The 14,093-nt window shown below is 52.4% G+C and carries 11 protein-coding genes and 1 pseudogene; 3 read left to right on the forward strand and 9 right to left on the reverse strand.

Annotation, left to right across the window (positions count from 1 at the left end; genetic code table 11):
- Nucleotides 1-299: 299 nt before the first annotated feature.
- Nucleotides 300-2,291 (forward strand): cyclic di-GMP phosphodiesterase, encoded by a 1,992-nt coding sequence (pdeR, locus tag DFR37_RS20175; RefSeq protein WP_113934981.1) that lies wholly within the window; start codon nt 300-302, stop codon nt 2,289-2,291.
- A gap of 147 nt (nt 2,292-2,438) precedes the next feature.
- Here the strand turns inward: pdeR and DFR37_RS20180 are convergent, their stop codons facing one another.
- From DFR37_RS20180 to DFR37_RS20195, 4 genes and pseudogenes are all read right to left on the reverse strand, one after another.
- Nucleotides 2,439-3,305: a crotonase/enoyl-CoA hydratase family protein gene (locus DFR37_RS20180; RefSeq protein WP_113934982.1), complete on the reverse strand. Its 867-nt coding sequence runs from the start codon at nt 3,303-3,305 to the stop codon at nt 2,439-2,441.
- Between the two features lie 298 nt (nt 3,306-3,603).
- Nucleotides 3,604-4,560, reverse strand: coding sequence for a GGDEF domain-containing protein (locus DFR37_RS20185; RefSeq protein WP_113934983.1), 957 nt, complete (start codon nt 4,558-4,560; stop codon nt 3,604-3,606).
- A 560-nt stretch (nt 4,561-5,120) separates the two neighbouring features.
- The gene (locus tag DFR37_RS20190; RefSeq protein WP_113934984.1) at nt 5,121-6,002 is read right to left on the reverse strand and encodes a YihY/virulence factor BrkB family protein; all 882 of its coding nucleotides are present in this window, start codon (nt 6,000-6,002) and stop codon (nt 5,121-5,123) included.
- Nucleotides 6,003-6,096: 94 nt separating this feature from the next.
- Nucleotides 6,097-6,369 (reverse strand): annotated as a pseudogene (locus DFR37_RS20195) (integrase core domain-containing protein); the annotation flags it as partial.
- Between the two features lie 85 nt (nt 6,370-6,454).
- On the opposite strand from DFR37_RS20195, the gene DFR37_RS22865 reads away from it, so the two are divergent.
- Entirely contained in the window at nt 6,455-6,616 is a 162-nt protein-coding gene (locus DFR37_RS22865) for an IS110 family transposase (RefSeq protein ID WP_147251642.1), read from the forward strand.
- A 539-nt stretch (nt 6,617-7,155) separates the two neighbouring features.
- Entirely contained in the window at nt 7,156-9,405 is a 2,250-nt protein-coding gene (locus tag DFR37_RS20205; protein ID WP_242341923.1) for a heavy metal translocating P-type ATPase, read from the forward strand.
- Nucleotides 9,406-9,426: 21 nt separating this feature from the next.
- On the opposite strand, the gene DFR37_RS20210 is transcribed toward DFR37_RS20205, so the two are convergent.
- From DFR37_RS20210 to DFR37_RS20230, 5 genes are all read right to left on the reverse strand, one after another.
- Complete coding sequence (locus DFR37_RS20210; RefSeq protein ID WP_113934990.1) at nt 9,427-9,837, reverse strand: c-type cytochrome; 411 nt, start codon at nt 9,835-9,837, stop codon at nt 9,427-9,429.
- A gap of 158 nt (nt 9,838-9,995) precedes the next feature.
- Nucleotides 9,996-10,718 (reverse strand): M23 family metallopeptidase, encoded by a 723-nt coding sequence (locus tag DFR37_RS20215; protein WP_245954048.1) that lies wholly within the window; start codon nt 10,716-10,718, stop codon nt 9,996-9,998.
- A gap of 66 nt (nt 10,719-10,784) precedes the next feature.
- A complete protein-coding gene (locus DFR37_RS20220; RefSeq protein WP_113934987.1) occupies nt 10,785-11,300 on the reverse strand; it encodes a cupredoxin domain-containing protein in 516 nt (171 codons plus the stop codon).
- Between the two features lie 67 nt (nt 11,301-11,367).
- The gene (locus DFR37_RS20225) at nt 11,368-12,537 is read right to left on the reverse strand and encodes a copper resistance protein B (RefSeq protein ID WP_242341922.1); all 1,170 of its coding nucleotides are present in this window, start codon (nt 12,535-12,537) and stop codon (nt 11,368-11,370) included.
- Nucleotides 12,534-14,093, reverse strand: a 1,560-nt coding sequence (locus DFR37_RS20230) for a copper resistance system multicopper oxidase (protein ID WP_113934991.1), incomplete at its 5' end; no start/stop codon positions are given. The genes DFR37_RS20230 and DFR37_RS20225, both read right to left, overlap by 4 nt.

The raw sequence follows: 14,093 nt of genomic DNA on the forward strand, positions 1-14,093 counted from the left end.
GCAACTGCAAAAAAAAAGCTGTTCGCTTTGTGAAGGAAGATTAATCCTACTTCGAGTAATTCGCCCTAAATTGTTATAGAATTAGGTAAATATTTACATTATTGCCCTGCGTCAATTTCGTCTCTTGTGCTTTATACAGAAGCAATGTGTGGTCAATAACATCAGGCCATTTTATACTGACTAACTGCTTACACCGCTTGACAGTTCCGTGGCTGGCGTTTTTGAGAGGATCAGAACAGCTTTGCTTTATCAAGAAGGCAGTGTGATCAGCCTAGTCGATGATAAAAAAGAGGTTTGCTATGCTTGTTGACTCAACCGAATCGCTACTGTTTGCCTATTTTGGTACCAGAAGCCCTTACTGGCAGCTATCTGCTGACAGTAACGCGCTGCAATTGGCTGGTGTCAAAGGAGTTCCGAACCTGGCGGTTGCGTTGCAGCCACAACAGGCCAACGAAATCCGCGCCTTCACTGGCGTGACCTCTCATGCTGAAATTGACATCACGCTTTTCGGCGAACCCCAAAAATTAAGTTTGGTTGGCAAGAAGAGCGGTGCTTACTCTTGGACAGGCACGGCATCCAATTATATGGATACCTCGGCCGTTGCCAAAGATCTCTCGCAGGGGTTGGAGTTTGCCGAGCAGGTCATCTCTGAAGTCAATTCGTTGGTGGTTATTATCGACCACAATTTTAATATTCTGCGGTTCAACCGACTGTGTGAAGAAGTCACTGGGTTGCGCGAAAAAGATGTCATTGGTAAAAGCGCGCACGCGTTTATGGTTGCCGGTGAACGCGAAGCTTCACGAAGTAATCTCAACGAGTTTTTCCGTAATTCGGCGTCGTATGAGGCCGAGCGCGCAATTAACACCATAAACGGAGAGCGCCGCATATTGTGGCGTAATAAGTTTGTGCAAAGTGGCAGTGGCCCAGACGAGCGCTACTTAGTTTGCTCTGGTACCGATGTGACCGAAGAACGCAAGGCTCAGGCTAAATTGTTGAAGTTAGCGACGATTGACACCCTGACCGGTCTGTCTAATCGTCATGCCATCTACGAACAAATAGCCGAAGCTTTGACTGCCGGCAGCCGCTTTGGTGTTTTGTTTCTCGACTTGGATAACTTCAAGCAAGTCAATGACCATTATGGCCACGTTATTGGCGACAGTCTTATTCAGGCAGTAGCACTAAATCTAGAGGCATCGATGCGGGACGGCGATGTGGTCGCTCGCACGGGCGGCGCGGCTTTCCTGGTGCTCGTGCGAGAGGCTACTGTCGAACTGATGGAAAATGTAGCCCGGAGAATTATCGATCGGCTTAGGGCACCCATTAATCTTGGCCTAATCGAGGCCTATACCAGTTGTTCTATCGGTATTGCGCTCTTTCCAGACCACGGTGACACTCTTGAGCAGCTTGTTCGTTGTGCCGACACCGCTATGTACGTTGCCAAAGACGCTGGTAAGCGTACCTATCGGGTTTTCTCCCCCGAGATGGACAATAAAGTCGCCGAGTACATTTGGCTGGATGTCAATTTACGCAAAGCTCTCGAAGCGGACGGGCAGCTAAAACTATATTACCAACCCAAGCTGTGTGTTAAGACCGGCGAAGTTCATAGTGTCGAAGCCTTGTTGCGATGGGATTCGCCGGATCGCGGTCGTATTCCTCCGCTTGATTTTATTTCATATGCTGAAGAGTCCGGATTCATCGTTCCTCTGGGGCGATGGGTCATGCGCGAAGCAGCCAAGCAGGCTGCTGCCTGGAAGGCACAAAAACTAGACATTCGCATCGCTATCAATCTTTCTGCTCGCCAGCTTACTAGTTCTACTCTCATCCAGGATTTTTCTGATGTCATACGTCAGTCTGGTCAATCTCAATGTCTGCTTGACATTGAATTGACTGAAAGCTGTTTGATTGACGATGAAATATCGGCGCACGCTATAATTCGCCAGTTCCGCGAGTTGGGCGCCAAGGTTCAACTGGACGATTTCGGCACTGGCTATTCATCACTATCGCAATTGGCTCGCTTGCCTCTTGATGTAATCAAGCTGGATCAGAGCTTCATCAGCTCGATCGACCAGAATGCTACGTCACAAACCTTAGTGCGTGCCATGATCGCCGTGGCAAAGCAACTGAATTTAGAAGTGGTCGCCGAAGGCGTCGAAGCTGAAGGCGAAGCCGAATTTCTTAAGGATGCGGGCGTTGACTACTTTCAGGGCTATTTGTACGGGCGTCCGATGCCCGTCAAAGAGTTCGAAGAGTGGCTTAATAACAAAGGCAAGAGGCTTAGACTGGTTGCCTAACGAAGTTTTCGGGGTGTTAGGCTGTGATTTCTGTAGCTTGCTTCGGGTCGCTTAATTAGTCAGGTGCTAGTATGGCATTGCCACAAGGTCCCTTGCCATTTAGTCCGCTAGTTTGCCTCGGCTGTCACGATACCAGACTTAAAAAATCTAGCTTACGCTCTGTATTTTGCTTGCGTGGCGGTTCTGCAGCATGATCAACCTTTCCATATACAGCAAGTCTTTTTCTTCCAGCGAGAAAGCCGCCTGTGCCCAGTCTTCGGTGATTTCCATCAGCTCGGCCCTGTCTATCTGCAGCACGCGCTGTCTAGTGCGAAGCATGGCTCGGATACCGTTGAGCTTGGGCCGTATGACATCAATTAGTGTGCGCACCGAAATATAGCCATCGCCCTTTTCAAAGACTTGGTTGATGAGACCTTTGTCTAGGTGCCATTCCGCGGTGTGGGATTCTCCGGTGCTGATTAATTCTTCCGCTAGCCGCATATGTGATTTTCGCGCTACTAATGAGTAGGCTCCCATGCCGGGGAAAAGGTTGAACGCGATTTCGGGAAAGCCCATTCTCGCGTCCTTCTGGGCCAGCACATAATGGTGTGCCAGCGCCGCCTCGAAGCCTCCGCCCAATGCTGTGCCTTCGATCATGGCGATCGAAATAGCGCCGGTGCCGAACCCTGTCATGGCTTCGTAAACTGCATCGACGCAGGCGCGCGCGTAGGCAAGTAAGGCTTGTCGCTCCCCCGCACGGATGTGCGAGGTAAACAGATGTAGATCGCCACCTACGTTAAACACTTGTGGAACCGTCGAACCTGTAATCCAGAAGTCGATAGGTAAGCCAGAGCTGCGCGCAGCGTGGCCAAGCCGAGAGATATCTTGCAGGAGTTCTGGATTGAAACAAGGACGGGGCTGCGCGTCCAGCATCATCCATAGGACATTACGCCCTTCTTCGTAGTAGGGTGTGATCTGAGTCAGGTTTTCGGCTTCGGTAAACAGTCGACAGGCTGGATGATCTGCTAGGTTCATCTTTTAGCCCAACGGGAGGTCGCTTTTTGCATTCGTTGCAGTGACGGCTGTGACGCGTTTAAAATCTGAGTCTGAAATAAGGAGCCTCATTGCGATTGAAAATAGCCACGCAAACATAGGTGTCCCGTGCAATTCGGGTTGCCTGACTGTGATTTACACAATTTTGTTGTGTTAAGTTTAACTAATATACTAGCAGAAAAGTTCCATTTTTAATGGTTGATTTTTGTAGAGATTACCCGTTTTATGTGTGCCGGAACATCTATGCGCCAAATCGAGAGCGTGTCGCCAGTAGGCAGCTTTAATCCTCGTCGGCTTTAATTGTATTGCGCCCATGCGCCTTGGCGATATACAGATATTTGTCTGCGCGGCTGACTAAGCTATGTGCAGTATCTTCAGGTTTGGTTTGAGTCACGCCCGCTGAAAAAGTGATTCTGAGTTTGGTTGGATGCCCTGGCAGCTCGACATCGATTGTGCTTTCCTGCAAACGTTTCAAAACGTCTAATGCAAACGGTAGTGTGGCGCCAGGCCAGACTATCATAAATTCTTCGCCTCCAATACGGGCGACTAGATCGGATGTGCGAACGTTGCTGCGCAGTATATTGGCAAAACGGCACAGAGTCGTATCGCCTGCGTTGTGGCCAAAGCTGTCGTTTACTGTTTTGAAATAATCTAAGTCGAGCATGGCTACGCTCAGTTCCTTGTTATTGGCCTGAGCGAAAGTCAGTGCTCGTTCTAGAAAAGTAAAGCAACTTCGACGGTTTGGAAGCTTGGTCAGGAAGTCGGTCTGCGAGGCTACGAGAGCAACATCACGAGAAACGCGTAGCGAGGTTTCTGCCTGTTTCATGGCCGTGGTATCCATTGCCTCGCTAAGCAGCCAGCTGTCTTCCAATAATGTTTCCGTGATCCAGAGCCTGCGTCCATCGACAAGGTCTACTGAAAGTTTACGGTGTGGCGTGGTGCGGCGATGTTCGCGTGCAAAGGCCAAGTAGCTATCAATTTCGTGGCCCCGAATTAGCACGCCGGTTCCAGCTTCATGGTTCGTGCGGATAATCGATTCGAAACTGGATGCCTTGTTGAGGCCGTGCATGAACACTTTGCGAAAAGCAGGATTCGCATAACGCACAACATCATGCTCGTCGTAGAGCACTACTAGCGTCCGGCTGGTTTCCAGGCCAGTCATTAATTTTTTATATATAGATTGGAGTACTTCAGCTTTCAGGTTAGGTTCGTCCCTAAGCTCTCTCATACCGTTCATTTGTTCTCCGAATCACAATTCAACTCTTGTCCCAGGGAAATACTTAAGTAAGAGTTTCGGCAAGGTCAGTGTTAATAGCGCAAGAGAACGAATAGCTTTACGAGCTAAAAGATGGCTCTAAAAACAACGAATCTCAGTGGTCTGACAGGCTGTGAATGTCTTGTATTATAGTGAAAAGAAAGGACAATTTCTCCCTTTAGTGCCATGGTAACCGCCTAAGCCCATATTGGGCCGTTCGTGATTGTACGACCATAGCCAACGCGTGGCATGGTAACCCCCCCTACATGGACGCTCCCGATTTGCCAGGCCTTCAATGAGTATGACATTAGGTAAAGATTACACTCGTATATTCGGACTTTCTCTATGGTTCGTATGCATCCGGTAAACACACATTGAGGAGGCGGCTTGAATAAGAGAGGATAAGTGTCCGCTTAATTGTGAACTGAACCCCAAAAGTTGGACGGCCATTCCAATTTTTGGGGTTCAGTTCAGATGAGATGAGCCCGCGCCTTTTTGCTAGCCCATTTGGCAATAGGCAGTAAGAAACAAATCAGCATGCTCTAAGCAAGCTTGTTCCCTTGCTTGTCGTTTTCGGGCCGACGGGATCCATAATGATTAGCGTAGAACCACGTGAACTCCGCGCCCAGCAGAAAAACCTGTGCCGCGTAATAAACCCAAATCAGCACTACAACCAATGAGCCTGCCGCTGTTAGTGCTGATATTGCCGAACTTTTCCCAACATACATCCCGATTAAAACTTTGCCAACCTCGAACAGAACGGCGGTAACCAGCGCACCCACCCAAACATCGTGCCATGCAATTTTTGCCTGAGGCATAAACTTAAAAATCATAGCAAACAGTACGGTCGTGACCACGACAGAAGCCAGTGTGTTCAAGCACTGCAGAACGAGTTCCCAACCAGGGAAAAACCCGCCTGTCCATTGTCCCAGCGCAGCCAGCCCGGCGCTGACGATTAACGAAACAAGCAGAAGGAAAGCCAGTCCCAGCACCACTCCAAACGATAGTACCCGACTGCGTAATGTATTGAATATGCCCGACCTCCTTACCTCTGCCGGCACTTTCCAGATTCTGTCCAGGGCGCTTTGCAGTTCGGCAAAAACCTGAGTCGAACCCCAGATCAGGATGACAGCACTAACTATAGTGGCGGTAAGGCCTTGGGCAGGCTGGCTGGCGCTTTTTATCATGCTTTGGACACCAGCCGCTGCGTCCCTACCAACTATGCCGCTTAATTGGTGAAGAATCTCTCCACGAACGGCATCTTCGCCCCAGACGAAGCCGGCCACCGCGATGACGATGATAATAAGCGGAGCAATCGAGAAAACTGTATAAAATGCAATCGCTGCGCCCATGCTGGAGGCGTAGTCATCCTGCCAGCCGCTAACAGAGCATTTAACCAGGCGAAAGAAATCCTTTAGCCGCATAACGTCCTTAATTTGTTAGCTTTTAGCTACCCGGAGGGTCAACTATAGCAGGCGGGTAATCCTCCCCTTTTTTAACGGTCGTTAAAAGTAGAGGTTAAGCGGCCAAGGCCATTTTTTGTATCGGTGTAATGCCGCCTAAGGCCATATTTGGCCGTTCGTGATTGTATGTCCATAACCAATGTGTTGCGAAGTCCTGGACATCAGACACAGAGTCAAACAGGTGATGCGCCAGCCAGTCATAGCGCACAGTGCGGTTGTACCGCTCGATATACGCATTCTGCTGGGGCTTGCCTGGCTGGATAAACTGCAATTTAATATGATGTTTTTCTGCCCATTGCATTAGTGCTGAGCTGACGTATTCCGGGCCGTAGTACCTTCTGAGTAAGTCTTTAAAAGTCAGTCGCTTTTCGTCAATACTGTCGAGACCGACTAACAACATTGAAGGACAGGTGATGAATGACTCAACTCAGAGTAACAAGCAAATTGCTTTAGTGGCGCTCGACATTGCAAAGAACAAGCACGACGCACTGATCCTGCTGCCGTCTGGCAAGCGTCTGTCAATGACCGTGGCCAACAGTCTTGAGGGATATCAGCTGCTGCTTGATCGATGCTAACCTGATCGCTTCCAGGTTCACGTCGCCTTCGAACCCACAGCAGACTACCATCGGAATATAGCTTACTGGCTTGAGGTTTTGGAAGAACATATTCGCGAGCACCTGGGTTCGGACGAAGTGTCTCCGAAACAGCGGGCTGAGGATCTGGAGCAAGTGATTGGCGTTCTGCGTTCTTATCTTAAATGAGTCGAGGCTCAATACGGCTCTCCCATCCAGCTTCTATCGTCGAATGACAAGAAGTTAACAAAAATGTAATGAAACTGACGGCAAACAGTCAGGTTCGTAATCATTAAAGTGTGGCATGATCAATACGCCTACCATCCGTTGCGAACTCGGGTTCTACGCTATTTTGGGATGGTGAGAGGTCAGCGTAGTCCAAAACTAAATGGGAAAGCGGCTACGTCATGACACCACACGACCACGAACAAACATATCACGGCCAATCTGGTGACTTAAGCAGCGGATCAACGGAAGTTGACGATAGCCACACTAAACGGGCTACGGCCTGGGCCCCGGTGTTAAAAGACCCCGTGTGCGGAATGTCGGTGACCGAACAATCGCCGCACCATCTTGAGCATGAGGGCCAGCCGTATTATTTTTGCAGCACTGGCTGCCAAACTAAATTCAGCGCCGACCCGGCCAAGTATCTCTCTAAAAACCAACCAGGCAACCAACACTCTGAGGTAGCGGCACCGGGCACGATCTATACCTGTCCGATGCATCCTGAGATACGTCAAGTTCATCCAGGAAACTGTCCCAAGTGCGGGATGGGGCTCGAGCCGCTTATGCCTACACTCGACGATGATAATCCCGAGCTGGCTGACTTTAGCCGCCGGTTCTGGTGGACCTTACCGCTTACCTTGATTGTTACGGCTCTAGCCATGTTCGGCCACCAATTGGGCTGGTTTGGCATGGCTACTCAAAGCTGGGTCGAGCTGGTACTTTCCTTGCCAGTCGTACTCTGGGCTGGCTGGCCGTTTTTCGTACGGGGAGTGCAATCGGTCATCAACCGTAGCCCCAACATGTGGACCTTAATCGGGTTAGGAACATCAGCCGCCTTCATCTACAGCGTGGTGGCGACTGTTACACCTGAGGTTTTTCCCGATACGTTCTTGTCCATGGGGCGCATCGCGGTGTATTTCGAAGCCGCCGTGGTCATTATTTCATTGACGCTTTTCGGACAAATCCTTGAGTTGAAAGCCCGCTCGCAGACCTCGGCGGCCATCAAGTCGCTAATGGGATTAGCCCCGAAGACGGCACGCCGTATCTTGCCTGATGGTACTGAAGAAGATGTGCCGCTTACCCATGTTCACGAAGGCGATCGCTTGCGTGTGCGTCCGGGCGAAAAAGTACCGGTGGATGGGGCGGTGGAGGAGGGTGCAAGCTCCGTGGATGAATCCATGCTCACCGGTGAGCCGCTACCCGTCAGTAAACGCGTGGGCGATAAAGTCATTGGGGCAACCATGAATACATCGGGTGCCCTGGTAATACGCGCCGAGAAAGTAGGTGCAGCCACGGTGCTGTCCCAAATCGTGCAGCTCGTCGCCCAAGCGCAGCGCTCCCGAGCCCCGATGCAACGCATGGCCGATCACGTGGCGGGCTATTTTGTCATGGCGGTGGTTGCCATAGCTGTGATTACGTTTTTCGTGTGGGGATTCTGGGGGCCACAGCCCAGCTGGGTGTATGGTCTGATCAATGCGGTGGCCGTGCTGATCATTGCCTGTCCGTGCGCGCTAGGCCTGGCGACACCCATGTCTATTATGGTCGCCACTGGCCGTGGTGCGACGCACGGCGTCTTGTTCCGAGATGCCGCAGCCATTGAAAACTTCCGTAAGGTCGATACCCTGATCGTCGATAAGACCGGAACTTTGACCGAAGGACGACCCACGTTTGAGCAAGCGGTTCCCGTCCAAGGCGGTAGCGCCAACGAGGTATTGCGCCTGGCCGCCAGCCTGGATCAAGGTAGCGAGCACCCGCTGGCCGACGCTATCGTTAATGCCGCACGAGAGCAGGGCATTGCATTGGCTACAGTAGAGGAGTTCGAGTCGGGCTCCGGGATTGGTGTTCGCGGCACAGTCGAGGGCAAACGCCTGGCGCTCGGTAATACTGCGCTGATGCAGCAAGAAGGTGTCGATGTGGCGATACTGAGCGAAAAGGCAGATAGCCTGCGTGTGCAAGGCGCGAGCGTCATGTATCTTGCAACGAATGGCGACCTTCTGGGCCTGCTTGCCGTGTCAGACCCTATCAAAGCCAGCACCAAAGAAGCCGTGGACGAACTGAAGGCCGCCGGAATCCGGGTCATCATGGCCACGGGTGATGGGGTATCGACAGCCAAGGCTGTGGCGCAGCGCCTGGGTATTGATGAATTCCATGGTGAGGTAAAGCCGGCCGATAAGCTCGACCTTGTCACTAAGCTTCAAGACCAAGGGCATATTGTGGCGATGGCGGGCGATGGCATTAACGATGCGCCCGCGTTGGCAAAAGCCGATGTGGGCATTGCGATGGGCACCGGCACCGATGTCGCCATGAACAGCGCCCAGGTCACGCTGGTGAAAGGCGATTTGCGAGGGATCTCGATTGCCCGTCATTTGTCTGACGCGACCATCGCGAATATGAAGCAAAATCTGGGATTTGCCTTTGTTTATAACGCCTTGGGCGTGCCGCTGGCGGCGGGTGTGTTGTATCCGTGGACAGGGCTGCTGCTCTCGCCCATGTTTGCCGCCCTGGCGATGAGCTTAAGTTCGGCTTCGGTGGTGACCAATGCATTGCGGTTGCGTAAGGCAAAATGAAAGGCTATCGCGCCCAATAAGTTACTGAGGCCGTTGCTGCGTGATTTCTTTTTGAGCAGCTAACGCCTGCTTGGACCAAGTGCTCTTGATATAAGTGAGCACAGCCCGAATGTCGTGATCGGTCAGCAATTTGTTATAGGCTGGCATATCGCTCACATATCCGGGTGGCGCTGTTACGCCAGGAACCAGACCATTTTTAATGATGTCAACTAAAACGGCATCTGGATGGTGCCAAGTGTGCCCGGTTTCATCATGCGGCGGCGCAGGCAAGCGACCATTAGCCTGACGTACCCGCCAGTCAGGCTGGCCCTCCAGCTTCGCGCCATGGCAGGATGCGCAGTTAGTGGCGTAGATTTCTTTGCCCTTTGCTACGAGTTCTTGATCAGCAGGATCAATAAATGCCGGCCTTGAGTCCATCAAGGGGTCATGCATAAACAATCCGGCGCCGAGCGCCAAGCAAACCAAGCGCACCGATAATCACGCCTGCTTTTTTCACCGCTATTGTCATTGGAACTATCCCCGCTCAGTTTGTTGCACGATCAATCAATGTAATTTGCAGGCTACCGCTATTCGGGCGGCACAATGTAGCCTCATCTTTGGACGTAGGACGCCAGTTGCCGTTTTTCTTGGATGGGGTCTACCGGTTGATTGTTGACGCGCAGTTCGTAATGCAAATGGGGGCCACTGGATGTTCCAGTTGAACCGACATAGCCAATGATTTGTCCCTTTTCTATGTTGACACCTTTTCTTAGATCTTTCTTAAAACGGCTTTGATGTGCATAGACAGTGGAATAATCATTATCGTGCTCTATGAAAATCACTTTGCCATATCCATTTTGGACGCCAATGAAAGAGATTGTCCCTTGAGCCGTTGCACGGATGGGGGTGCCTTTTGGGGCAGGGTAATCAAGACCTTGATGGCCTGCCCACTTGCCCGATACGGGATGAAGTCGGTAACCAAAGGCTGAATTGATACGCGCGAGTTGGATCAGTGGCGTGTAAAGAAACATCTTGCGCAAGCTCTCGATTCGAGGGGTTGCTTTATGAGAGTGTTTGCCGAGCGTGTGAACGGGGCCTTCGATGATAGAGGTCTGCCTGACCTCCGATGCTACGGCGGTATTCGCCACAAGGTAACCGACGATGAGGAACAGGCTTTTTAATATCGTATGCATGTCATATAGGAAATAGTTGGCTGGTGCTCGCGCGTGGTTCGCCTTTTGTGGCCAGATCGACTCTGGTTGGTATGGGAAGTAAGTATTGGCAGCATTGCCTACGCAGTGCTGCCGCTTTGGGGGAAACGCATTTGTAGCCACTGTGCCTGGTAATCCATCACGAGGTGGATGAGTAATCAGGCCATTAGGCGCCGCCTTTATGTCGCCTTATCCGACTTTTACTTTACCGACCATACCGGCTTCCATGTGCCCTGGTACCAGGCAGGCAAAGTCAACAGTTCCGGTGGCCTGAGGAAACTGCCAGACAAGACCGCCTTTTTGACCAGGATTGACCGTGATCATATTCGGTTCCGCATGTTTCATCTCCGGCATTTTTTGCATCATGGCTGCATGCTCTTTGAGTTCAGCGACCGAGCCGATCACCATTTCATGAGGAATCTTGCCGTTGTTCTTCATGAAAAAACGGACCGTCTCGCCAGGCTTGACATTGAACTGGCTTGGAGTGAAACGCATGGTGTCGTCCATGACGAGCTCAATTGTACGTGTGACCTTGGCGGCATCGCCCGGTTGTCCCGCAGCCGAGTCGCCTTTGTTCATGCTGGACATATCATGGCCTTGCATCATGGTGCCATTTTTCATCTCATGACCCCCACCATGACTCCCAGCGGCTAGTGCTAGGGCGGGCAACATACTTAATAGCAATATGGATAGTGTTTTCTTCATTAAAAGCTCTCTTAGACAAGTTAAAGGGATGAGAGCACCAGGCAAAAGATGTTCTCGGGTACAACGATTAGAATCGGAAGCTCAAGCCGGCGACAAAGCGCGTCTCGCGCGCACGTTCGCCGGCATCTCGTGCAAAGGTGGCCGTTTGGCCAAATTTACCTGTCCATTCCACTCCGACGTAAGGGACGAACTGACGCGTCACTTGGTATTTAAGGCGCAGGCCGGCCGTGCCATCCGACAGGCCGCTACCGATTTCGCGGGCCTCATCGCGCTTGCCATAGAAATTAACTTCTACGCGGGGCTGCAATACCAGTCTTTGCGTGATCAACAAGTCGTATTCCGCGCTTAAGCTCAATGCGGTTCGACCACTGGGGCCGACATAAGCTGTAGCGTCAATGTCAAACCAATAAGGCGCCAGGCCCTGCACACCAAACGCTAGCCATTTTCTGTTGGGAACTCCTTGGCCGTGATCGAAACGAATCCCCAACTGGGTATCCCAGAAGGTAGAAATCGCGTGTCCCCACAGCAACTCTGTTTGGGACTCCTGAAGTTTGCCGTTTGCCACTTCGCCTTCTGCCTTCAATACGGCGCGGTTGTAGGTTCCGCCATACCAGGCTTGTCCTTCATAGGCGAGCCCCTCATTGCTACCGGCTCTGACATACTCAAGCCGATCGAACCACACGGAGCCAAAATTGTGCTCGTCGGACATCCGCAGACGCTGCGCTGGCCCCAAGGAATACTTACCTGAGTCCAGCGTATAACCATCCGAATAGGCGTTGGGATCGCGCGCATCCGGCGGCGCAGTTCCGCCTTGCATTTGCATGGTGCCATGATCCATCTCGCCACTGCCCTGACCCATTGCACCCATATCGTGAGCAGGGGCCGTTGGCGCTGTGTTGTCTTGACCATGATTCATACCGGGCATGGCCTCTGGAGGCTTAGGCGCGCTGGTTGAGTTCGTGTTCATCGCCCCGGAATCTTGAACACCCATATTCATCGCGCCATGATCCATGCCTGGCATATTCATTTTGCTGTGATCCATGCCAGGCATGCTGGCTGCATCGACGGCGGAAGCCGAGCTGGCCGACATGGCGGTATGGCCACTATGGGCGTCATGCGCTTGGGCGTAGGCAAAAAGCGGGGTAGCGCCTAGCGTTGCGATAGCGAGTGCAAGAATGCGTTTCTTTATAGGGGTATTCATGGTTCGGATTTCCTTTTTCTCGTTACTCGCACTCATGCCACCACCACTTCTCGGAACATGCCCATATCCATATGCAGCATCAAGTGACAGTGCCAGGCCCAGCGTCCGAGCGCATCGGCGGTCACGAGAAAGCTGATGCGTTGGGCCGGTTGCACGGGAATCGTGTGGCGGCGAGCCTGGAAGGCGCCATCGGGCGTTTCCAGCTCGCTCCACATACCGTGCAAGTGCATCGGGTGCGTCATCATGGTGTCATTGTGCAAAATAACCCTGACTCGCTCGCCGTAGCGAAAATGCACGGGTGTCGATTTGCCGAACTCCACCCCGTCAAACGACCAGGTATAGCGCTCCATATTGCCGGTCAGGTGCAGCTCGATCTCGCGCTCGGCCCCGCGCGGATCTATCGGTCCGCCAATGGTATGCAGATCGGCCAAGGTGAGTACGCGCCGACCGTTGTTGCGCAGCCCAATGCCGGGGTCGTCCAGATTGGTGCGCGGCGTGTTAACGTGCATATCGGTGCTCGGGCCGTATTCGGTTCTCGCGTGGCGGACTTTAGTGCTTGCTTTATCCTTACTACTCATGGCGCTATGATCCATGCCGGCCATGTTGGCCTGACTCATCCCTGCCATTGATCCGTGGTCCATGCCCGCCATACCGCCCGCGCCCATGCCTGCCATGGCAGGCTGGCTCGAACCGCCGTGATCCATGCCTGCCATCCCGGCCATACCACCACCCATAGCGCCCATCATGTCAACCATGGTCAGCCACTCGGGCTTATCAAGCTGAGGAACTGCCGCCACAAGGCCGGCACGCGTGCTCAAGGTGCCACGCGCATAGCCGGTGCGGTCCATGGATTGGGCGAAAATGGTGTAGGCCTCGTCTTTGGGTTCGACAATGACGTCGTACGTCTCGCCCGATCCAAAGCGAAATTCATCGACTGTGACCGGCTCAACGTTTTGCCCATCGGCCTGCACGATAGTCATTTTCAAGCCGGGGATGCGCACATCATAAAAGCTGTGGCCCGAGCCGTTAATAAAGCGCAAGCGAACGCGTTCGCCCGGCCGAAATAATCCCGTCCAGTTGCCCGCTGGCGTCGTGCCATTCATCAAGTAGGTGAGCACATTGGACGACAAATCGTTCAGATCGGTCGGGCTCATGCGCATTTCGTTCCACATCTTGCGCTTGTCGATCGCCGCTTTCAGGCCATCGCGCGATGCGTCCTGGAAGAAATCGACCACGGTGGGTTGGTTATAGTTGTAGTAGTCGCCCTGCATTTTCAGCTTGGCGAGCACGCGCATAGGATCTTCATCAGTCCAGTCCGAAAGCTGAACCACATACTCGCGGTCAGCCCGAACCGGGTCGGTTTGAGCGGGCTCAATCACAATGGCGCCGATCATGCCCGTTGCTTCCTGCATTCCCGAATGGGAGTGATACCAATACGTACCGTTTTGCTCGACCTTGAAGCGGTAGGTGAACGTTTCGCCTGGGGCAATGCCGGGAAAACTGATCCCAGGCACCCCGTCCATCTGAAAGGGTAAGAGGATGCCATGCCAGTGAATCGAGGTTGCTTCTTTTAGCCGATTTGTGACCCGTAT

The sequence above is a fragment of the Eoetvoesiella caeni genome, assembly GCF_003315175.1.
Lineage (GTDB): Bacteria > Pseudomonadota > Gammaproteobacteria > Burkholderiales > Burkholderiaceae_B > Eoetvoesia > Eoetvoesia caeni.

Excerpts from the sequence above, each read along its gene's own strand:
- DFR37_RS20210 (WP_113934990.1), bottom strand. The coding sequence starts at position 9,837 with ATGCATGACCCCTTGATGGACTCAAGGCCGGCATTTATTGATCCTGCT.
- DFR37_RS20190 (WP_113934984.1), bottom strand. The coding sequence starts at position 6,002 with ATGCGGCTAAAGGATTTCTTTCGCCTGGTTAAATGCTCTGTTAGCGGC.
- DFR37_RS20205 (WP_242341923.1), top strand. The coding sequence starts at position 7,156 with ATGTCGGTGACCGAACAATCGCCGCACCATCTTGAGCATGAGGGCCAG.
- pdeR (WP_113934981.1), top strand. The coding sequence starts at position 300 with ATGCTTGTTGACTCAACCGAATCGCTACTGTTTGCCTATTTTGGTACC.
- DFR37_RS20185 (WP_113934983.1), bottom strand. The coding sequence starts at position 4,560 with ATGAACGGTATGAGAGAGCTTAGGGACGAACCTAACCTGAAAGCTGAA.
- DFR37_RS20220 (WP_113934987.1), bottom strand. The coding sequence starts at position 11,300 with ATGAAGAAAACACTATCCATATTGCTATTAAGTATGTTGCCCGCCCTA.
- DFR37_RS22865 (WP_147251642.1), top strand. The coding sequence starts at position 6,455 with ATGAATGACTCAACTCAGAGTAACAAGCAAATTGCTTTAGTGGCGCTC.
- DFR37_RS20225 (WP_242341922.1), bottom strand. The coding sequence starts at position 12,537 with ATGAGTGCGAGTAACGAGAAAAAGGAAATCCGAACCATGAATACCCCT.
- DFR37_RS20180 (WP_113934982.1), bottom strand. The coding sequence starts at position 3,305 with ATGAACCTAGCAGATCATCCAGCCTGTCGACTGTTTACCGAAGCCGAA.